This is a genomic window from Pantoea sp. Fr+CA_20, from assembly GCF_024520835.1.
GTDB lineage: Bacteria > Pseudomonadota > Gammaproteobacteria > Enterobacterales > Enterobacteriaceae > Pantoea > Pantoea allii.
Window position 1 is genome coordinate 188546 of sequence record NZ_JALNPN010000004.1, and the last position, 21201, is coordinate 209746.

At 54.5% G+C, this 21201-nt stretch carries 18 protein-coding genes; 8 read left to right on the forward strand and 10 right to left on the reverse strand.

All coding sequences use genetic code 11. The features are described from left to right. Positions 1–324 precede the first annotated feature (324 nt). The gene (locus NR177_RS07790; RefSeq protein ID WP_063879676.1) at positions 325–957 is read left to right on the forward strand and encodes an acyl-homoserine-lactone synthase; all 633 of its coding nucleotides are present in this window, start codon (positions 325–327) and stop codon (positions 955–957) included. Here NR177_RS07790 and NR177_RS07795 read toward each other — a convergent pair. Beyond that, positions 929–1678 carry a LuxR family transcriptional regulator gene (locus NR177_RS07795; RefSeq protein WP_109716372.1) on the reverse strand — a complete coding sequence of 250 codons (750 nt, stop codon included), beginning with the start codon at positions 1676–1678 and terminating at the stop codon, positions 929–931. The two genes, NR177_RS07790 and NR177_RS07795, sit on opposite strands and share 29 nt — an antisense overlap. 608 nt (positions 1679–2286) lie before the next feature. Here NR177_RS07795 and NR177_RS07800 point away from each other — a divergent pair. Next, entirely contained in the window at positions 2287–3180 is an 894-nt protein-coding gene (locus tag NR177_RS07800) for an SDR family oxidoreductase (protein ID WP_096010577.1), read from the forward strand. A 54-nt stretch (positions 3181–3234) separates the two neighbouring features. Here the strand turns inward: NR177_RS07800 and ampC are convergent, their stop codons facing one another. Together ampC and NR177_RS07810 are read right to left on the reverse strand one after the other, a co-directional pair. After that, a complete protein-coding gene (gene ampC / locus NR177_RS07805; RefSeq protein WP_306278001.1) occupies positions 3235–4374 on the reverse strand; it encodes a class C beta-lactamase in 1140 nt (379 codons plus the stop codon). Positions 4375–4707: 333 nt separating this feature from the next. Continuing rightward, positions 4708–5889, reverse strand: coding sequence for a glycosyltransferase (locus tag NR177_RS07810; RefSeq protein WP_256852609.1), 1182 nt, complete (start codon positions 5887–5889; stop codon positions 4708–4710). A 260-nt stretch (positions 5890–6149) separates the two neighbouring features. Here NR177_RS07810 and hpxO point away from each other — a divergent pair, with 260 nt between their 5' ends. Further along, positions 6150–7307, forward strand: coding sequence for an FAD-dependent urate hydroxylase HpxO (gene hpxO, locus NR177_RS07815; protein WP_241567863.1), 1158 nt, complete (start codon positions 6150–6152; stop codon positions 7305–7307). 37 nt (positions 7308–7344) lie between these two features. Here the strand turns inward: hpxO and dcp are convergent, their stop codons facing one another. The 5 genes from dcp to guaD are packed head-to-tail and all read right to left on the reverse strand — an operon-like array spanning position 7345 to position 15331. Then, positions 7345–9387 (reverse strand): peptidyl-dipeptidase Dcp, encoded by a 2043-nt coding sequence (gene dcp, locus NR177_RS07820; protein WP_256852610.1) that lies wholly within the window; start codon positions 9385–9387, stop codon positions 7345–7347. 60 nt (positions 9388–9447) lie between these two features. After that, entirely contained in the window at positions 9448–10224 is a 777-nt protein-coding gene (gene xdhC, locus NR177_RS07825) for a xanthine dehydrogenase accessory protein XdhC (protein ID WP_145393193.1), read from the reverse strand. Next, positions 10211–12577, reverse strand: coding sequence for a xanthine dehydrogenase molybdopterin binding subunit (xdhB, locus tag NR177_RS07830; protein ID WP_256852611.1), 2367 nt, complete (start codon positions 12575–12577; stop codon positions 10211–10213). The genes xdhC and xdhB overlap by 14 nt, the downstream gene beginning before the upstream one ends. Next, entirely contained in the window at positions 12567–14006 is a 1440-nt protein-coding gene (gene xdhA / locus NR177_RS07835; protein ID WP_256852612.1) for a xanthine dehydrogenase small subunit, read from the reverse strand. The genes xdhB and xdhA overlap by 11 nt, the downstream gene beginning before the upstream one ends. Continuing rightward, a complete protein-coding gene (gene guaD / locus NR177_RS07840) occupies positions 14003–15331 on the reverse strand; it encodes a guanine deaminase (protein ID WP_096010568.1) in 1329 nt (442 codons plus the stop codon). Before guaD ends, xdhA begins: the two co-directional genes overlap by 4 nt. Before the next feature lie 384 nt (positions 15332–15715). Here guaD and ydfG point away from each other — a divergent pair, with 384 nt between their 5' ends. Then, positions 15716–16462 carry a bifunctional NADP-dependent 3-hydroxy acid dehydrogenase/3-hydroxypropionate dehydrogenase YdfG gene (gene ydfG, locus NR177_RS07845; protein ID WP_063879687.1) on the forward strand — a complete coding sequence of 249 codons (747 nt, stop codon included), beginning with the start codon at positions 15716–15718 and terminating at the stop codon, positions 16460–16462. Positions 16463–16490: 28 nt separating this feature from the next. Here the strand turns inward: ydfG and NR177_RS07850 are convergent, their stop codons facing one another. After that, positions 16491–16817: a YnfA family protein gene (locus NR177_RS07850; protein ID WP_063881184.1), complete on the reverse strand. Its 327-nt coding sequence runs from the start codon at positions 16815–16817 to the stop codon at positions 16491–16493. Between the two features lie 133 nt (positions 16818–16950). Between NR177_RS07850 and NR177_RS07855 the strand changes: the two genes are divergently transcribed. Together NR177_RS07855 and NR177_RS07860 are read left to right on the forward strand one after the other, a co-directional pair. Then, a complete protein-coding gene (locus NR177_RS07855) occupies positions 16951–17274 on the forward strand; it encodes a DUF1283 family protein (protein ID WP_063879688.1) in 324 nt (107 codons plus the stop codon). A 45-nt stretch (positions 17275–17319) separates the two neighbouring features. Then, complete coding sequence (locus NR177_RS07860; RefSeq protein ID WP_063879689.1) at positions 17320–17616, forward strand: DUF1161 domain-containing protein; 297 nt, start codon at positions 17320–17322, stop codon at positions 17614–17616. Between the two features lie 89 nt (positions 17617–17705). On the opposite strand, the gene NR177_RS07865 is transcribed toward NR177_RS07860, so the two are convergent. Then, a complete protein-coding gene (locus NR177_RS07865; RefSeq protein ID WP_063879690.1) occupies positions 17706–19172 on the reverse strand; it encodes an MDR family MFS transporter in 1467 nt (488 codons plus the stop codon). 378 nt (positions 19173–19550) lie between these two features. Here NR177_RS07865 and NR177_RS07870 point away from each other — a divergent pair, with 378 nt between their 5' ends. After that, positions 19551–20267, forward strand: a complete 717-nt coding sequence (locus NR177_RS07870) for an ABC transporter permease (protein ID WP_256852613.1) — start codon at positions 19551–19553, stop codon at positions 20265–20267. A 16-nt stretch (positions 20268–20283) separates the two neighbouring features. Further along, positions 20284–21195: a glycine betaine ABC transporter substrate-binding protein gene (locus NR177_RS07875; RefSeq protein ID WP_063879692.1), complete on the forward strand. Its 912-nt coding sequence runs from the start codon at positions 20284–20286 to the stop codon at positions 21193–21195. Positions 21196–21201: the final 6 nt, after the last annotated feature.

Below are 21201 nucleotides of genomic sequence, written 5' to 3' on the forward strand. Positions count from 1 at the left end.
AGCGACATATTTATGACATTCGGCGGGGTTACTTTGTTAAAAACCGGCAGGCGTCCCATATAAAATTGGTATGACACGGGAATATGCACTATTGAAATAGTACAGGGCGGTGACTATTTGTATTGTTTTCTGTTGCGTTATGGCAAATAATATCCCCTCAGGGAGAATTTTACCGCTTGAGATGCGTTATCCTGCCCACTGACAGACAGAGAATCCCTATTTCAGTCGAATAAAGTGTTATTTAGCTGAACGTCAGCGCGAAAAGTTAGTAAAATCAGTACAGGATAGCCGTGAGGGCCGCAGTAACTTTTTAGAGGAAATGGAATGCTTGAACTGTTTGACGTCAGTTACGAAGAGCTGCAAACCACACGTTCAGAAGAACTTTATAAGCTCAGAAAAAAAACTTTTAGCGACCGCCTGGGATGGGAAGTGGTATGCAGCCAGGGCATGGAGTCGGATGAGTTTGATGGGCCAGGGACGCGCTATATTCTGGGGATCTGTGAAGGGCAATTAGTGTGCAGCGTGCGCTTTACCCGTCTGGATCGGCCCAATATGATCACTCACACCTTCCAGCACTGTTTTAACGACGTCCCCCTGCCCGCCTGTGGCACGGAGTCAAGCCGCTTTTTCGTCGATAAAGCACGCGCACGCGAACTGCTGGGTGAACACTATCCTATTAGTCAGGTATTGTTTTTAGCGATGGTGAACTGGGCGCAGGATAACGCGTACAACCATATCTATACGATAGTCAGCCGGGCAATGCTGAAAATTTTGAAACGGTCCGGATGGCAAATCAGCGTCGTCAAAGAGGCTTTTCTGACTGAAAAGGAACGAATTTATCTGCTGACTCTGCCAGCCGGAGAAGAGGATAAACAACAACTGGGTGGCGATATTGTCTCACGTACGGGCTGTGCGCCCGTCGCGGTAACTACCTGGCCGCTGACGCTGCCGGTCTGATAAGGTCTAACTCCACACCCAGTCTTATAGCCTGTCGGGCGTTACTGACGCCCAATTTAACCACGACGTTTTTGATGTGGAACTTCACGGTGCTGACGGAAATACCGGTAATGGCGGCAATTTCAGAATAGGTTTTACCCATGCTCGCCCAGTACAACACTTCATTTTCACGCGACGAAAAAATCGTTTTGTCGGCGTTCTGATTCACCGTCGGTGCCCTTTCGGCTTCTGTCCCGGCCAGTCGATACATCTGCTCATTAAAATCAATCAACAGCATCTGCATGGTGCCCTGCTCAGACGCAAGGCGCTGCTCCAGGGCTGCCTGATCGTTGCCCTTAATAATGACGGAGAGCAACGCGAGGTTGTTCATATGGTCATGGAGCACGTAGGTAAAGCCATTAACGATGTTGTACTGCTTTGATAATGAGAAAATTTTGGTAAACCGCAGATCGGACATCAGGGTAATGTTTTCATCCCAGGCAAACGGCGAGGTCCGTTTGAAGGCGGTGAGGATGACCGGATCGGTTAACTGAAAATTGTTGGCACGGTATAACCTGACCCATTCGTCAGGATAACTGGAAATAATCAGAACATTTGAAGGATTTTTTTTGCTCACAACCGTGTAAGCGTACTCAGGACTGCCAAGCGGAGATAACTTTCTCTGTATGTAAGTCTGAAGCGTATCCATTATTGTTTGATTTTCAAGAAAAAAAGAAAACATTCAGGCTCCATGCTGCTTCTTTTACTTAATGATGACATAACCTGCACTTTAGTACAGGTAAGATAATACTTAAGAATAACTTACAATGATTCATCCAGAGGTTACAATGGCTTCAAGTTGTTTAGCGGTAAAAAAAAACCTGACCTGCAAGGCCAGGTCGCTAAAACAGCCAACACCAGGGAAAAACTTTCCGGCCAGACGTCACAAACTATAAAGTGGTGCTGGCCGGGACACTCATAGTAACATCTTAGAAACATTTGCACAAACATTTAACATCACTGCGCATTGCTTTATTCTCCTCCTTAATCTCCTTTAATACAATCGCTTATTCATACTCGTCATAACTGCCCTGTTCTCAATAGCTTAGCGTAAGCAACCCGCGATTATTCGTCGCTGCTGTTCTCTTCCGTTTCGTGCCTGCGCCTGCCGCCAAAACACATAATCGATATATTCTGCTATTACCGCTGCGCTTAGCGGACATTATGTCGGGGAATTTGTCTGATAAAGTCCTTTTTAACTGGCTTCGTGCATTAAATAAGCAGTTGAATGTGACAAACATCACATCTGTGCCAGGCTTAAGTTCCTGACAACAGTTCAAGGAGCTCACTATGACGACGTCAAATAACGCAATTCTCGACCCAGATCGCTTTCCGAAGCCGCCATTCAGGCAGCAGCCGCAACAGGCACCCGGACTGGCCAGTGAAATGGACCCTGCTCCCGATCATGGTGAAAAAAGCTATCGTGGCCACGGTCGTCTTGCCGGACGTAAAGCGCTGATTACCGGCGGCGATTCAGGTATTGGTCGCGCCGTCGCCATTGCCTATGCACGTGAAGGGGCGGACGTAGCCATTAACTATCTGCCGGAAGAAGAGTCAGATGCGGTGGAGGTGGTTAAACTGATCGAGGCCGAAGGCCGTAAAGCGGTGGCGATTCCCGGCGATCTGCGTTCCGAAGCTTTTTGTCAGAAGCTGGTTAAAGAAGCGGCTGAGAAACTGGGCGGGCTGGATATTCTGGTTAACAACGCCGGACGTCAGCAGTTTAACGAATCCATTCGGACGCTGAGCACAGAAGACTTTGATGCCACGTTTAAAACCAATGTCTATGCGCCATTCTGGGTAACGAAAGCGGCACTGGCTTATCTGCCGCGCGGTGCGTCTATTATTAATACCTCTTCTGTTCAGGCCTTTAAGCCCAGCGATATCCTGCTGGATTATGCCCAGACTAAAGCCTGTAACGTGGCCTTCACTAAGGCGCTGGCCAAACAGCTCGGCCCGGAAGGGATTCGCGTTAACGCGGTTGCCCCTGGCCCTTACTGGACGCCTCTGCAGCCGAGCGGCGGTCAGCCACAGGAGAAAGTGGAGCAGTTTGGTGCCGATGCACCGCTAGGCCGTCCAGGCCAGCCGGTTGAGATCGCCCCGCTCTACGTTACCCTGGCTTCAGATGAATGCAGCTTTGCATCTGGACAGGTATGGTGCTCTGACGGCGGTACCGGTACGCTCTAATCCGCATTGATCCCCTAATGGCCGCGCACAGCGGCCATTTTTTTAGTCTCTGCGTTACTGAATGGCCTCCAGGATGGCGGCAGCCGCTTTTATCCGCGCCGGGTTGGGGTAGTTTTTATTCGCCAGCATCACAACGCCGCTGTTCAACTGTGGGATAAAGACAATGTAGGCACCGAATCCGTTTGTGGAGCCGGTCTTATGAATCCAGCTGGCACGATCCGCCGGTTTGGGCGGGTTTAACAGCGTTGCCGGTTGTGCCTGTCGCGCCATGTTGTTGTCGCTGGCGTCAACGATCGTTTGGGTAGCCATCGGCCAGGGATAGATTTCCCAACCCAGCCCCTGAGACAGCTTGCCTGCCGTTAAGTAGCGCGACTGTGCCGTGATCATGCCATTTCGCAAAACGGTATTACCGGACGATAATCCGTTCGGATTCGCATTGGCCTGCATAAAGGTCATCATGTCGCGCGCGGTAGACTTCACGCCATAGGTTTCTGCTGACAGCATACCGGGCGAGACGCGCACCGGCTGTCCGTCTTTATACCCCCACGCATAGTCAAACATCATGGAAGCCGGAACCCTGTAAAAGGTGCGCGTCAGCCGCAATGGCGTAAAGACGTTCTTCTGCATCGCCTCTTCAAACTCGCCTTTTATCATCAAATATCCCAGCAACCCCAGGCTGACATTGGAATAGCGGCGCTGCGTGCCGGGCGCGGCGTCAGGCTGCCACTGTTGCAGGTAAGTCAGCAACGTATCCTGGTCGGTCACGCTGGCGGGAAGCTGTAATGGCATGCCGCCAGCACTGTAGGTGGCAAGGTGCACCATTTTAATCGCCTGCCACTGGGGGCCTTTCAGGGCGGGCCAGTACTTTTGTACCGGGTCGTTGAGATGAAGTTGGCTGTTACGCATCATCACGCCCGCCAGTACGCCGGTAAACGTTTTGCTCACAGAACCCAGTTCAAACAACGTGTTTTCGGTTACGCGTCGATCGGATGCGGTATCGGCTACACCAAAGTTCAGGTACTGCGGGCGGCCTTTATACAGCACTGCGACCGACATGCCAGGTATCCCCTCCTGCTCCATCAGCGGCGTAATGATGTTCTTCACCCGCGAGGCAATGTCCTGCGAGGATAAATCTGCAGCGCCGCTGCTGGCGCTAAGGGCGACAAGTAATGCAGTAAGGTATCGTTTCATCAGCACTCATTCAGGTGGCAGGTTATTTACATTGAGCCGCGCATGATTGCACGCAAAGCTGTGCCTGGGTACTGCAGGCACCGGAATTACGCGTATTACAATGCGATTGCTCAACATAACAACGCGTCTGACAGCTGGAGAGATCACATTTTGCCGCGACGGGCGTCAACTGAGGTAACGGCGCGCGTGGGGGGAACGTAGGTGCGGGTTGTGACAATGCGCTGCTGACCATCAGGCCGGACAGCAGCAAAGCAAGCAGATATTTCATAACCGATCTCCAGAGAAACGCGTCAGTTAAGTATGGTGACTCTGGCGCGTAACGTCTGATAAATCTTACTAAATTGAGATCGCGGGTGGATGTTCAACAACATCGACGACGCCACGACGATAAATTTCGTTAAGGCGCGCGCAATACTGGCGCGGATCGTGCTGCTGTTTAATGCGTAAAATCGATCCTTCAGCCTTTTCCGTTAATACCTGTGGATGCGCCAGGATATCCAGCAGTGTTGATTTCAGGCCGTCAATTAACGCCCGGCGCAGACGGTGTTTATCGGCTTCGCTGTTCACCTGATATTCGCGATCGTCATTCAGCGTACCGCCAATCGTCCAGCCTGCACTGGCAGGATTAATTTCCGGCAGCGCGCGCACATTACTGGTTAATACCGGGCACCCGCTCGCCTGCATTTCCAGTACCGAAAAGCCGTAGGTTTCCTGCCAGGTGGGTAATAAGCCAAGATCGCTGCGCTGGAACAGTTTCAACAGTTCCGGATTCGCCATCTGAGAGTGATGGGTAATAAAGCTGAGGCGGGAAATGCGATCCTGAATCGTGCGATAAAAGGCGTCATCGTCCTGGAACTGACGGTGTGCCACATTATGCCGCTTATTCAGGTCACCAATAAGCTGAACGTCTAGCTGCGACGCATCAATCTGGCCGGCTTCAACCAGTTCGCTCAGCGCCAGCACAATTTCTGCGCCGCCTTTACGATAAAACTCGTTGCCGACAAACACCAGACGGATGTTGTCACTCTGGCGTGCAGTTTTTTCTGGGGTAAACAACGTTTGCGGCGGATGCATCACCAGGGTTTTGGCACGAATTTTTGCGGCGACATCGGGTTTAAACAGCTTCATCTGAATATGAAGCGTGGCCTCTGAAATGGCAATCAGGCCGAAACAGTTGTCTTTCAGTAAATACGGAATCAGGCGCTTTAATTCTGGGTTGTCCTGTTTGGCAACCCCCGCCACCGGCAGCACGCGCGGCAGTTCCGTTTCAAATGTCGCCACCCAGTTCATCTGGGTGATCGCCACTTCATTAAACAGATGCAAAATATCGGGCTTCTGCCCCATTGCAAATGGCACAGGTAAAAAGACAAAGCTTTTATTTTTTTTCAATAAACGGGTACGCAGCGGATTGAGGAAATAGAAAACGTTACGTTTTTTCAGGTTGATATAGTCGTTTTCCGGATTGACCAAAATATTGCGCTGCTCCGGATAGTGATTGTTACTTATTCCGATTTTCATGGAGGATTCCGAAGTCATTGTGAGGGCGAACGTGATCTATATCACGCTAAATATGAAACGGATTATAGGTAACATCTTAAAAAAGCAGGGTTACTGTGGTTTACAGATTTCTCTGCACCGACCAGGTGCAGATCGTTGCACAGCTACCGTGCATCGACTGAGGTTGTCTGTTGTGTTATCCCGACAGATTGAGGCATCCGGCCCTTTTCGCTTCTGGTACAAAAGTTGCAAATTACTGATATGTACACAGGAGATAACATATGAAAGCGATCGTCATTGGTGGCGGAATGGGTGGGATGACCGCCGCACTGGCTCTGGAACAGGCCGGTTTCGAAACTGAAGTTTATGAGGCGGTCAAAACGATACGGCCTGTTGGCGCGGCGATTTCTGTCTGGCCAAACGGCGTGAAGTGCCTTAATGCACTGGGACTGAAAGAAAAAGTCCGCGCTCTGGGCGGTAACATGGCGTTTATGGCCTATCAAGACGCGTTTTCGGGTGACACGCTGACCCGCTTTAGCCTGTCACCGCTGGTGCAACAGGTGGGCGAATTTCCCTACCCCATCGCCCGTGCGGAGCTTCAGGCGATGCTGCTTGATGCCTATGGCCGCAGTCGGGTGAATTTTGGCAAACGTATCGTCCAGGTGGAGCAGTACGCCAGCGGCGTTATCGCCACCTTTGACGATAACAGCCAGGCGCAAGGCGACTTTCTGGTCGCGGCAGACGGAACGCATTCGGTGATCCGCGATTATGTACTGGATGAAAAATTGCCACGCCGCTACGCGGGCTATGTGAACTGGAACGGTCTGGTCAGGATTGATGAGTCCATCGCGCCCGCTGACCAATGGACAACCTTTGTGGGTGATGGCAAGCGCGTTTCACTGATGCCGGTAAGCGGTAATCGTTTTTACTTCTTCTTCGATGTCCCGCTGCCCGCCGGTCTGGAGCAGGATCGTTCAACGATGCGGGACGATTTGCGCCACTATTTCAGCGACTGGTCTGAACCCGTGCAAAAGCTTATTTCGGCAATTGACGTGGACACCACCAACCGGGTCGAAATTCACGACATTGAACCTTTTCAGCGTTTTGTTAAAGGCCGGGTGGTATTGCTTGGCGACGCGGCACACAGCACCACGCCCGATATCGGCCAGGGCGGTTGTGCGGCCATGGAAGATGCCATTGTGCTGGCGTCCGCGCTGTCTGCGCATTCGCTTGGCATCGAGGATGCGCTACTGCGTTACCAGATGCGCCGCGTCGAGCGCGTTAAGGATTTGGTGTTGAAAGCGCGTAAACGCTGTGACATCACCCATGCTAAAGATCCCCAGATGACCTCGGCGTGGTATCAGTCGCTGAAGACGGAAACCGGCGAACGGGTACTGGCTGGGTTGTGCGAAACCATTGAAGGCGGCCCGCTGGGTTAATAAAACAGGGCGGCATAACCGCCCTTTCACTTCTCGCTTATTCCGCTAAGCCGCGGTTTTTCAACATAGGTTCGAGCTGCGGCTCACCGCCGCGCCAGGCTTCATACAACGCTTTAAGATCGCTGCTGTTGCCACGTGACAAAATCTTTTGTCGAAAGATATCGCCATTTTCCCGCGTCAAGCCGCCCTGTTCGACAAACCACTGGTAGCCGTCGTCGGCCAGCATCTGGGTCCAGATATAGGCATAATACCCCGCAGAATAGCCGCCGCCCCAGATATGCTGAAAATAGCTGGAGCGATAGCGTGGGGGAACGGCAGCCAAATCAATATCGTCGCTGCGTAACGCCTGCTGCTCGAATCCGTCAACGGACTGCACCGGCGTTCGACCGTCAAGGCTGTGCCAGTGAAGGTCCAGTAGTGCGGCAGCCAGCAGCTCGGTCATCTCATAACCTTTGTTGAATTTGCCAGCCCTGATGATTTTTTCATGCAGCGCCGCCGGCATGGGTTCGCCGGTCTGGTAATGCCGGGCGAAATGGCGAAACACCTGCGGCTCACTTGCCCAGTGCTCGTTAATCTGCGAGGGGAACTCGACGAAATCACGCGGCGTTTCCGTTCCTGACAGGCTGGGATAACGCTGACTGGCAAACAGGCCATGCAACGTATGACCGAACTCATGGAACAGGGTAATAACCTCATCCCAGCTCAGGAGTGCGGGCTCACCGTCGGCGGGTTTGGTGTAGTTACAGACGTTGTAGATCACCGGTTTGGCGTCGAGCAGCGTGGACTGGTTAACAAAGTTGCTCATCCATGCGCCGCCGCCTTTACTGTCACGCTTGAAGAAATCGGTATAAAACAGCGCCAACCCACTGCCGTCAACATCAAAAATTTCATATACCTGTACGTCTGGATGGTAAACCGGCAGATCGTGACGCGGGGCAAACTGAATACCATAGAGCTGGGTCGCAGCCCAAAACACGCCATTTTCGAGCACCGTGTTGAGTTCAAAATAGGGTTTGATCTGGCTTTCATCCAGATCGTACTGTGCCCGCCGCACCTGTTCTGCATAAAAATTCCAGTCCCACGCGCTGAGCGTGAAGTTGCCCTGCTGGCTGTCGATGGTTTGCTGAATGGCCGAGGCTTCCCGCTCCGCACGGGCTCGGGCGGCGGGAACGATATTACGCATAAAGGCGAAGGCAGCATCCGGGGTTTTTGCCATCTGATCCTGTAACTGCCAGGCGGCAAAGCTGGCAAATCCCAGTAGCTTCGCCTGCTCAGCGCGCACCTGTGCCAGACGCAACACCAGCGCTCGCGTGTCGTTGTCATCGCCTTTCTCACTGCGCGTCATGGCGGCATGGAACAAGGCCTGCCGCGTCGCGCGGTCTTCCAGAGACTGAAGCGCAGGCTGTTGCGTGGTATTTTGCAGCACCAGCCACCAGGCATTCTCCAGGCCACGCGCGCGGGCAGCCGCCTGGGCGACGGCCAGATCGGACGGGCTCAGCCCCGCGAGTTGCTGGACATCATTCACCACCAACCCACCCGCCTTGGTGGCAGCCAGCAGCTTGTTGGTAAACTGCGTGCTGAGCCGGGCCGCTTCCTGGTTCAGCGCCTTTAACTGCTGCTTTTGCGCTTCCGGCAGGTTCGCCCCCGCCAGCTGAAAGCGCTGCCATAGCACGTCGACCAGGCGTTTCGATTCGGCATCAAGTTGGTTGCGCTGCAAATAGACCTGATCGATGCGTGAGAACAGCGGCCGGTTCAGCATGATCTCATCGTTTAGTGCGGTGAGCTGTGGCGCGATGTCCTCGTCAATCTGCTGAAGATAGGGGCTGGTATGGGCGGAGGTCATCGCATTGAACACCAGGCTTACGCGGGTCAGCAGTTGGCCGCTTTTCTCCAGCGCCTCGCAGGTGTTAATAAAGGTCGGCGCATCAGGATCGGTGGCGATGGCCTGCACTTCCTGGCGCTTTTCTTCAATACCGGCCTGCAGCGCAGGGAGAAAGTCGGTTTCCTGAATCTGATCAAAGGGTGGCGTGTGATAAGGCAAACTGCTGACGCTAAAAAAAGGATTTTGACGGGCGTTCATAGGCGCTCCTGGAGAACAACACAGAGTCTCATAGTGGCAGGTTGCCTTTGACAGAACAACCTACCCGCGTGGTTGTTGATATACCGCGATAATTTCCCCCGCAATCGCGACGGCGATTTCGGCGGGCAGCTTCCCTTTGACATCGGGTAAGCCCATGGGACAGCGCAGGCGCGCCAGCCGGTCTTCGCCAATCCCTTTGCCTTCCAGCCGGTAGCGAAAGCGCTGACTTTTGCTTTGCGAACCGATGACGCCGGCATAGCGAAAATCACCCCGCCGCAGGATAGCCTCGCACAAGGCAAGATCCAGCGGATGATGGTGGGTCATAACGATATAATAGCTTCCGGGGGCCGCCCCGGCCACGCAGTCCAGGGGATCGTCGGGCTGCTGGACGTTGACGCCGGGCGGCACCGACACAAACTGGTTATCCCGACTGTCAATCCAGTTAACGTGACAGGGTAACGTCGCCAGCAGGCTAACCAGCGCCTGACCGACATGACCGGCACCAAACACCAGGATTTCTGGCTGCGCCTGCATGAGCGGTTCAAACAGAATCGTGGTCATTCCGCCGCAGCACTGCCCCAGTCGCGCGCCCAGGCTGAACTCTTCGGTATGGGGACGCCGCTCTCCACCTTCTAATAGCGCGCGTGCCTGAGCGATACACTGAAACTCCAGGTGACCGCCACCGATGGTGAGAAAAGTTTCACTGTCCGTCACCACCATTTTGGCACCACCGTCACGCGGTACCGAGCCTCGGTCTTTCAGCACGGTGATCAGTACGCAGTGTTGCCGCTTCTGGCGCAGGTCGTGCAGAATGGCAATCCAGTCATGATAAATCATCCGCACCTCCGGTCATGCGCTGTACGCCCCAGAATACCCGCTCCGGCGTGGCGGGCGCATCCAGCCCGGGATGCAGGCGATAACCGGCCACGCTGGCCACCGCATCCTGCAATGCACACCAGGCGGCAATCCCCAGCATAAAAGGCGGTTCGCCCACGGCTTTCGAATGAAAAACCGTGTCCTGCGGGTTCTTGCGGTTTTCCACCAGGGTGACGCGCATGTCGGCCGGTACATCACTGATCGCAGGAATTTTGTAGCTCGCGGGGCCGTCAGTCATCAACTGGCCCTGGTCATTCCAGACCAGTTCTTCACAGGTCAGCCAGCCCAGCCCCTGTACAAATCCGCCTTCAACCTGTCCGATGTCGATAGCCGGATTCAGCGACGCGCCCACATCGTGCAGAATATCCGCCCGTAGCAGCCGGTATTCACCCGTCAGCGTATCAATAATCACCTCACAGCAGGCCGCACCGTAGGCGAAATAGTAAAAAGGTTCGCCGCGACCGGCCTGGCGATCGTAATGAATGCCGGGCACGCGATAGTAGCCGGTAGCCGAAAGCGGCACCTGGTTCAGCCAGGCAAGCTGGGCGACCTGAGCAAAGGTGTAATAGTGATCCGCTGCCCGAACGATGCCGTTGCTGAAATTCACCGCATCTGGCGCGCACGCGTGCAGCGTGCACAACATGTTCGTCATGCGCTCACGCAGGATTTCGGCGGCGTTCTGTGCCGCTTTGCCGTTAAGATCTGTGCCACTGGACGCCGCCGTCGGCGAGGTGTTGGGTACTTTACCCGTATCGGTGGCGGTGATTTGAATGCGATCGACCTCAATTTGCAGCACCTGGGCGACAATCTGCGCCACTTTGGTGTTGAGTCCCTGTCCCATTTCCGTCCCGCCATGGTTGAGCTGCACCGTACCGTCGGTATAGATCAGAATCAGCGCCCCGGCCTGATTGAGGAAACTGGAGGTAAAGGAAATACCGAATTTAACCGGCGTCAGCGCCAGCCCGCGTTTCAGCACGGGATGCGTCGCGTTAAACGCTGCGATGGCTTCGCGCCGGGCATAATAGTCACTGCTGGTTTCCAGCTGCGCCGTGATCTCATCCAGCAGATTGTCTTTCACCTGCTGGTGGTAATGGGTGATATTGCGCTCATGTTTGCCGTAATAGTTACGTTTGCGCAGCGTGAGCGGGTCCAGCCCCCGTTCACGGGCGATGTGGTCCATGATTTGTTCGATGGCGACCATGCCCTGCGGACCGCCGAAGCCGCGAAAAGCCGTATTGGATGCGGTATTAGTGCGACAACGGTAGCCCGTGATCAACGCATCCCCAAGGTAATAGGCGTTATCCGCATGAAACATGGCCCGATCCACTATCGATCCGCTCAGATCGAGCGAGTAGCCGCAGTTCCCGGCAAGATCGATTTTTACACCGCACAGCCGTCCGTCATCGTCCACGCCCACATCGTAACGCACATAAAAAGGATGCCGTTTGCCGGTAATACGCATGTCATCGCGTCGGGCCAGGCGCATTTTAACCGCGCGCCCGGTCAGGTTCGCCGCAACAGCACACAGGCAGGCAACGCTCGCCGCCTGGGTTTCTTTACCGCCAAATCCCCCGCCCATGCGCCGCATATCAATCGTCACTTTGTTCATGCTGATGCCCATGACCTCTGCCACCAGCTTTTGAATTTCCGTTGGATTTTGCGTGGAGCAAAAGACCTGCAGCGCATCGTCTTCACCGGGGATGACCATCGCCGTCTGGGTTTCCAGATAAAAGTGCTCTTGTCCGCCGATATGAAATGCGCCCTGAACGCGGTGCGGGGCACGCGCCAGCGCCGCCTCGACGTCACCGCGCTGGTGAATGTGGGGTTCCTGGACAAAGCTGCCCTGTTGCAGCGCCTGTTCCACGTCCAGTAATGCGGGCAGAACCTCATACTCGATGATGGCCGCCATCGCGCCCTGCCTGGCCGCGTCTGGCGTTTCGGCCAGGACGGCAAGAATGATCTGTCCAACGTATTCGACTTTTTCCTGCGCCAGCAGCGGATCGCCGGGCTGCAGTGGCCCGACGTCGTTTATCCCGGGCACCTCTTGCCAGGTCAGGACGCGCACCACGCCGGGAATGGCATAGCACGGCTGCACGTCAACCTGCGTGATGCGGGCATGTGCATGTTCACTCAGGCGAGGACAGAGATGCAGCAGGCCGGGCTGCTCCGCTTTATCATCGATATACATCGCTTCGCCAGACACATGTTTATCGGCGCTTTCATGTTTATTGCTGCGTCCCACGCCGCTGCTGATGTCACGCGCATGGGCAATGGGTAAGGCGGAATCGGGCAATGCCGGACGGTTATGAGACATAGCGGCTTACCTCGGTAATGGATAATCCATTCAGACGGTAGAAATAACGGCGCAGCAGGTTGCCCGCCACCTGCAGGCGGTAATCGGCACTGGCGCGGAAGTCGCTGAGCGGCTGGAAGGTTTCTGCCAGCGCCTGGCAGGCCTTTGCCATCGTTTCTGCGGTTAAGGGTAATCCGACGATGGCCTGCTCACAGCCCGCCGCGCGCACTGGCGTTGCTGCCATACCGCCAAAGGCGATGCGCGCCGCGGTGACAACGCCGTTCTCGGTATGGATATTAAAGGCGGCAAACACGGCCGAAATATCATCATCCAGACGTTTTGACACCTTCCAGGCCACAAAATCAGGTGACACCGTCACTTTTGGAATGATGATGCTATGAATAAATTCCCCTGCCTCGAGCACGGTTTGGCGGTAATCGGTAAAAAAGTCGTCGAGTGACAAGGTGCGTTGCGTGTTGCCTTTCTGCAGAAGCAAGGAAGCATTCAACGCCAGCAGCGTAGGTGAAGCATCGCCAATCGGGGACGCATTCGCAAGATTACCGCCCAGCGTGCCGAGCTGACGAATTTGCAGTGAGGCAAAACGCGTCAGCATCTCGGTCAAACCCGGTATGCGCGTCGCCATAAAATCGGCGATTTTTTCCAGCGAGGCCGCGGCTCCCAGCCGATAATACGCGTCATCCTCATGGCACACTTTCAGCGCATCAACCTGTCCTAGCGCAATCATTAACGGAATGCTCTGGTAACGCTGGGTGATCAGCAGGCTGAGATCGGTGCCCCCTGCCAGCAACGCGGCGTCGGGCTGCGCCGCGTAAAGCGTGGCGAGCTGTTCAACGGTTTTGGGGATATAGCAGTAGCGGCCTTTGTCCTGTACCACCTGGACTTCCTGGCTGTCCAGCGCGGTCAGGCGCTCAACCACCGTCTCTTCCTGCCGATCAAAGCGGTCAGGCTGCGGCTGCGTCACCACCTGCTCGGCGGCTGCCATGATGGAACGATAGCCGGTGCAGCGGCACAGGTTGCCGGCCAGCGCGTGCTCTGCCTGCTGACGATCCCAGCCATGATTGTTTTTCTGCAAACTGAACAACGACATCACGAAACCCGGTGTGCAGAAGCCACACTGTGAACCGTGGCAGTCCACCATGGCCTGCTGAGCGGGATGCAGAGTTTTGCCCTGACGTAAATCTTCAACCGTAATAAGCTGTTTGCCCTGTAATCCACTCACCAGCATCAGGCAGCTGTTAACGGTCTGATACTGTAATTTTCCGTCTACCACACTGCCCAGCGTCACGCTGCAGGCACCACAATCACCAGAAGCACAGCCTTCTTTGGTTCCACAGCGGCGCTTGTAGGTGCGCAGATAAGACAGCACCGTCAGATTAGGATCGATCTGTTCTTCGGTGATCGGTAAATCGTTAAGCAGGAACTGAATCATGCGGCATTCTCCCTTGTGGCGGATTGCCAGACTGGCTGACCGTTAACCCAGGTCTGAACAATGTTTCTGTCATCGCCCAGGGTCATCAGCACAAACAGTTTCTCCCAGATATCCTTGCAGTTACTCATGCGCAGCTTTTGCAACGGGGAAACGGCCATATCCAGCACGACAAAATCGGCTTCTTTACCTGGTAAAAAATTACCAATGTGCTGGTCAAGATCCAGGGCATGAGCACCGCCCAGCGTGGCATGATAAAAGGCTTCTGCCGCACTCAGCCTGTATTGTTGCAGCTGGCCGACCTTGTAGGCTTCCCCCAGCGTTTGCAACATATTAAAGGTGGTTCCCGCCCCCACATCGGTGCCCATGCCGACGTTGATGCCCTGCTGCCAGCTGCGTTTGATATTAAACAAGCCGCTTCCCAGAAACAGGTTTGAGGTCGGGCAAAAGGCAATGGCGGAATCGGTATCATGCAGGCACTGCCATTCATGATTTTCCAGATGCAGGCAGTGTGCAAACACGCTGCGACGACCGGTCAGCTGGTATTGGTGGTAAACGTCGAGATAGCCATTGTGATCGGGGAACAGCGCTCTCACCCAGGCCACCTCCTGCGGGTTTTCGCTGAGGTGCGTATGGAGCCAGACATCAGGATAGGCCGTACGAAGCGTTTGCACTTTTTCCAGCAAGGCGGGCGAAGACGTTGGCGCAAAACGCGGCGTCAGGGCATAGCCCAGGCGGCCCCGCTGGTGCCAGCGTTCAATCAGCGCACGGGTTTGCTGATAGCTTTCTTCCGGCGTTTCGACGAGGTAATCGGGCGCGTTGCGATCCATCATCACTTTTCCGGCAATGATGCGCATATTCAGCGCTTCAGCCGCGCTGAATAAAGCCTCTACCGACTGAGGATGAACCGTGCCAAAAATCAACGCACTGGTGGTGCCGTTGGCCAGCAACTGGTGAAGAAAAAACGCCGACATTTGCGCGGCATGTTCCGGGCAGCGGTACTGGCCTTCTACCGGGAACGTATACTGATTCAGCCATTCGAGAAGCTGTTCACCAAAGGCACCGATCATTTCCGTTTGGGGATAGTGGATATGGCAGTCGACAAAACCCGGCATGATCAACTTACCGCGCAAATCGATGACGGCGTCTGGACGCAGGCTGTCGCTCACCTCATGCCAGTCATGCAGCGCCACGACGCGGCCCTCACGTAAAATGAGCAGGCCATCGTCGATATAACGCGCCTGGGCCAAAATAGCCTCAGGATCTTTTGCCACGTCGACGAAATCAAAAAAGCTGGCGCGAATCGCTGTGTCCGGGCTTGTAAACATAGGGTTTCCTCTTACCGGACGCGTCATCTCGTCGTCCTGTTCCTTTAACACTGTCTATATGTAATCACATTGCAAGAGTCGTGCCAGCAGCAGTTTAATTAAAATCCTTTATTTTCATAAAGATAGATGGATTTATTTGTTGCGCAACATTTACGCTGACAAATTCACCACGCAACCGATTGCTCACTTAAGGCAATCGGTTGCTAAGCCATCTGCCGCCTGAATGCTTCACCGGCAGCGTCGGGCACTGCACGGTTTCAGTGCAGCCTGCGCTAAAACAGCGCAACGTCGCGGTCATCATTGCCTCAGAATTCAACAGGCATACGCAAAACTGACATGCTAAGGTGATGCAAACACCACTAAACGGGATAAGCGAAAAGCGAGATGATTATATTTGTTACGGGGGCCACCGCAGGATTTGGCCAAAGCATTACCCGCCGGTTCATCGAAACCGGTCATAAGGTCATCGCCAGTGGACGTCGTGCAGAACGGCTGAAGGCGCTAAAAGCGGAATTGGGCGACAATCTGTATACCGTTCAGTTAGATGTGCGTAACCGGGCATCCATTGAAGAAGCCATCACGCAGTTGCCTGATGCGTGGCGTCATATTGATGTTCTGGTGAATAACGCTGGCCTGGCGCTGGGCATCGAACCGGCGCACCGGGCAGATGTGAATGACTGGGAAAATATGATCGACACCAATACCAAAGGGCTGGTCTATATGACGCGCGCCGTCTTGCCTGCCATGGTAGAGCGTAATGTCGGCCACATTATTAATATTGGTTCCATTGCCGGCAGCTGGCCTTATGCCGGGGGCAATGTCTATGGGGCAACCAAGGCATTTGTGCGCCAGTTCAGCCTCAACTTACGTACCGACTTACACGGCACCGCACTGCGCGTGACCGATATTGAGCCGGGCCTGGTCGGCGGTACCGAGTTTTCCAACGTGCGCTTTAAAGGCGACGATGACAAGGCCGATCGGGTTTACGAAGGCGCGACAGCCCTGACGCCCGAAGATGTCACCGAAGCCGTTTACTGGGTGGCGACACTGCCGAAGCACGTCAACATTAACACTCTGGAAATGATGCCTGTCAGTCAGACCCTGGCGGGACTGAAAGTCCACAAACCCTGATCGCAGCGCCAGCCGCCCGGGCTGGCGTTTACGCTTTGCCCCAGCCCACCACGATAATTACCATGCCGCTCAGAGCAATGAGTGCGCCACTCCAGTCCCATACGCTCAGCCTGACCCCGTCGACCACGCGCAGCCACAGCAACGCCGTCAGCACATAAACGCCGCCGTAAGCCGCATAAACACGTCCGCTGGCGGCAGGATGTAAGGTGAGCAGCCAGACAAACAGCGCCAGGCTTAATGCGGCAGGAAATAACAACCAGACAGAGGCGCCCTTCTTCAACCAGAGCCACGGCAGAAAACAGCCAATAATTTCCGCCAGTGCGGTTATAAAAAACAGGAAGGTGGTTTTGAGCAGCACGATAATCTCTCTGACAGGTAAACAACATGCACACAACTGGTGAGCAAGTAATCGTCAATGGTATACTATCCTCATTTGATGCAATAGTTTTACCCATAGGTAAAAGCAGAGTTAATCGAAGGATATTACGATGAAAAAATTGGTTCCGGTTCTGATGGTGGCCCTGCTTTCTGCGACCGCCCTGTCTGTGAGTGCAGCTACCGATCACCTGATTATTGAAAACGGCAGCAGCGCGCTAAATAACGAAGCGGCACGCCAGAGTAAAGAGCAGTGGAATGATACGCATATGCTGCGTAATAAAGTGAACAATCGGGTGGAAAAAGAGTTCGATAAGGCCGATCGCGCCTTCGACACACGGGATAAGTGCGAACAAAGTGCTAACCTGAATGCTTACTGGGAACCGAACACGCTGCGCTGTTTAGATCGCCGCACAGGCCGCCCGGTATTGCCGTAAATTTCAGCTATAGTAATGACTGACGCATGACAAAAGGAAAGGGTTATGAAGATCAAGACTGCATTACTGACCGCGACGTTTTTGGCATTCCCCTTGCTGGCTCAGGCATCCTGCGAATCTGTAAAAGCGGATATCAGCCAGAAAATCATTCAAAACGGTGTGCCCGAATCTGGCTTTAGCCTTGACGTGGTCGCCAACGATCAGGTTGATCAGGCGGGCGGTCAGGTGGTCGGCCATTGCGACAACGACAGCCAGAAAATCGTCTATAAAAAGCTGGGCCGCGATGAAGGTGCATCTGTGCCGGACAGCGCAGGCAGCTCGCAAGATACCTCGACACAATAACGTTCAGGGCGACGATAACTGTCGCCCTTTCTTTTGCCGCGCTATCCCGCTGACCGCCTGTCACGCAACGCGTTACTGCTGCTCCCGCCTTATTCAGCCTGCTGTGGCTGTTGGCGCGGCATTTTCCATGCTACCCACATCGTCAGTAACGCAATCACCAACGCCACGATAAATACCGAATGCAGCGATGCGGCAATGGCCTGCAGCATATGTTGCAGAACATCGGGGGCCAGCCGATCGCGGGTTTCCTGTGACATGATTTGCTGAACCGGGTCCTGCGCCTGCGGCAGTCGCCACTGCAGATTCAGATTCAGCACGGCACCCATCACCGCCGTACCCAACGCCGAACCGATCATGCGGCTAAACATGACCGACGCGGTACAGATACCGCGCACGTCATAATCGGCATGATTCTGCACGGACACCAGAAACGTCGTGCTGGTCATTCCCATGCCGGTGCCGATGACAAACGCCGTAAATCCGGCCTGAAACAGCGAGCTTTCTCTGTGTAACAGCAGCAGCAAGGCGCTGCCGCTAATCAGCAACAGCGCGCCCAACAGCGCGGTAAAGCGGTAGGATGTCACCAGCATCAACCGGCCACTCAGGGTGCTTGCCAGTGGCCAGCCTATCGACATCATCGCCAGCGCGGTCCCCGCCTGAAGCGGCGATCCTCCCGTCACGCCCTGAATCCAGGTTGGCAGAAAAGCGCTGACGCCCATCATGGTCGCACCAATCACCAGATTGCCTAAGTTTCCTGCGATGATAAGCCGGCTCTTCCAGATGACTAACGGAAACAATGGCGACCGGGTGCGCTGCTCATGGCGGGTTAACTGCCAACCCGCCACCAGGCCAATGAGCAAAAACAGCAACAGCCAGTATCCCAACTGCTCCGCCTGCAACAGCGCAATCAGTACGGCGCTGATACATAACGTCAGCCAGCCGCTGCCGGTCAGATTCAGGGACTGAGACGGCTGAGCTTTCTGCGGGTGAGCGGGCAACAGCGCCGCCAGCATCAGCATACTGATCATGCCAATCGGTACGTTGACCCAGAAAATCACTGACCAGCTAAAGTGCTGAACCAGCCATGCGCCAGACAACGGGCCGATAATGGCGGCGACGCCCCACACGCTGGACAACCACCCCTGCACGCTGGCCCGTTCACGCGGGGAATAGACGTCGGCCACGATGGTGGAACTCAGCGGCATGATGGCACCGGCACCCAGCCCCTGGAAGGCGCGGAAAATAATCAGCCAAAGCATACTTTGGGCAAAGCCGCAGAGCACGGACCCCATAAGAAAGAGGATGATGCCAAGGAACAGCATCTTTTTTCGTCCCCACAGGTCGGCCAGCCGTCCATAGAGCGGCACGCTTACCGCCTGCGTCAGGAGATAGACCGAGAAAACCCAGCCGAACTGCGAAAAGCCGCCCAGGTCAGCCACAATAGTGGGCATCGCGGTCGCCACAATGGTGACTTCAATAGCCGCCATAAACATCGCCAGCATACAGGCAAGAAGAATCCAGTGACGGCGCGATGGTGCGGAGGTGCTGTTGGTCATGATGCTCCCTTTTTGAGTCCTCTAAGGCTAGCGCAAATTCAGCGCGACAGGAATCACTTCAGCTCAATATGTGACACCGTCACCTAATAGATGCGTTTTTAGGTAGTTTCGCTCTTAAACCAGTTGCTATAAGGGCTGAGGCGCTTTTGGGCTATTCCTATCTTCCTGATTTTTCCGATAAAAACTGGCGCGCTTCGCTTGGCGCTGCTATAGGAATAAAGCTGTATTTTCTGCAGTTGCTGAAATTACGCAGAAAATGGCAGCGGTTTTCGATCTTTAGCGACAGTCATGGTTTTGGAAGCTGCAATCAATTTAGCCGCTTTTGTCATGCTGTTTTGGGTATGTATAACAACAGATCTGTTAACAGGGAGAATCCATATGCATAACGCTTCACTGACCAAACGTGCCGGTCTTGCGCTGCTTGCTGTTGTAGCAGTGTTGGGCGCACTGGTCTGGGGGCTTGGCTGGGATACACTGGTCGCCCGCAGAGTCGATCTGATTTACCTTGGACAGCAGCACCTGTTTTTGGTGTTTTGGTCAATGCTGTTCGCGCTGCTGGTCGGTATTCCCAGCGGTATCCTGCTCAGCCGCCCTTTTGCACGTCGCTGGGCGGAATACGTGATGCAAATCTTTAACGTCGGCAATACGCTGCCACCGCTGGCCGTACTGGCGCTTGCCATGGTGGTCATCGGCATCGGTGACAAGCCTGCCCTGATCGCGCTGTTTCTGGCCTCCTTACTGCCGATTGTCCGTAACACCTATTCCGGACTCAGCGCAGTGCCGCCTTCCCTGCTCGAGGCGGCAAACGGCATCGGTATGACCAAGTGGCAACGCCTGCGTCAGGTTGAAATCCCTAACGCCTTACCGGTGATTCTGGCCGGCGTGCGCATCGCCACGGCCATTAACGTAGGCACCGCCCCGCTGGCCTTCCTGATTGGCGCCAGCAGTTTCGGCGAGCTGATTTTCCCCGGCATTTATCTTAACGACTTCCCTGTGCTTATTCTGGGTGCGGTTGCAACCGCGCTGGTTGCACTGGTGCTGGATATGCTACTGGCGTCATTAGGGCGCTATCTCAGTCCGCACGCTGCGGCATAACAATAAGGGGTTTGTAATGCTAACGCGCTGGATTAAGAGCTGTACTCTGGCATTGATGACCACGCTGGCACTCAGCCAGACCGTACAAGCCGCCACACCGCTGGTGCTCGCGACTAAAAGCTTTACCGAGCAACACATTCTGTCTGCCATGACGGTGATGTGGCTGCAAAAGAAAGGCTTTGACGTTGTCCCGAAACGCAACATCGCGACCACCATCAGTCGTAATGCCATGATCAATAAGCAGATCGACATGACCTGGGAATACACGGGTACCTCGCTGATTATCTTCAACCATATCAACAAACCGATGTCCTCTGAGGAGGCTTACAACACCGTTAAAAATCTGGATGCCAAACTGGGCCTTATCTGGCTCAAACCGGCCCCGATGAACAACACCTATGCCTTTGCTATGCAGCGCGCCCGGGCTGAAAAAGAAGGCATTTCCACCCTGTCGCAACTGGTTGCAAAAATGGAACAGGTGCGAAAAACGGACCCGAAACATAACTGGCGTCTTGGTCTGGACCTGGAATTTTATGGACGTTCCGATGGGATGAAGCCCCTGCAGAAGGCCTATAACCTGACGCTCGACAGGCCACAGATTCGCCAGATGGACCCGGGCCTGGTCTACAACGCTGTACGCGATGGTTTTGTTGATGCCGGGCTGATTTACACCACGGACGGGCGCGTGAAAGGGTTCGATCTTAAGGTGCTGGAAGACGATAAACACTTCTTCCCCAGCTACAACGTGACGCCGGTGGTGCGTAAAGACGTCCTGGAGAGCCATCCCGGTCTTGAGGCGGCGCTGAATCAGCTTTCCCCGCTGATTACCGACGAGGCCATCACCGAGATGAACAAGCGGGTGGACATCGACCACCAGTCACCTGAACAGGTGGCGCGCGATTTCCTTCAATCCAAAAACATGCTGTAAGGAGGC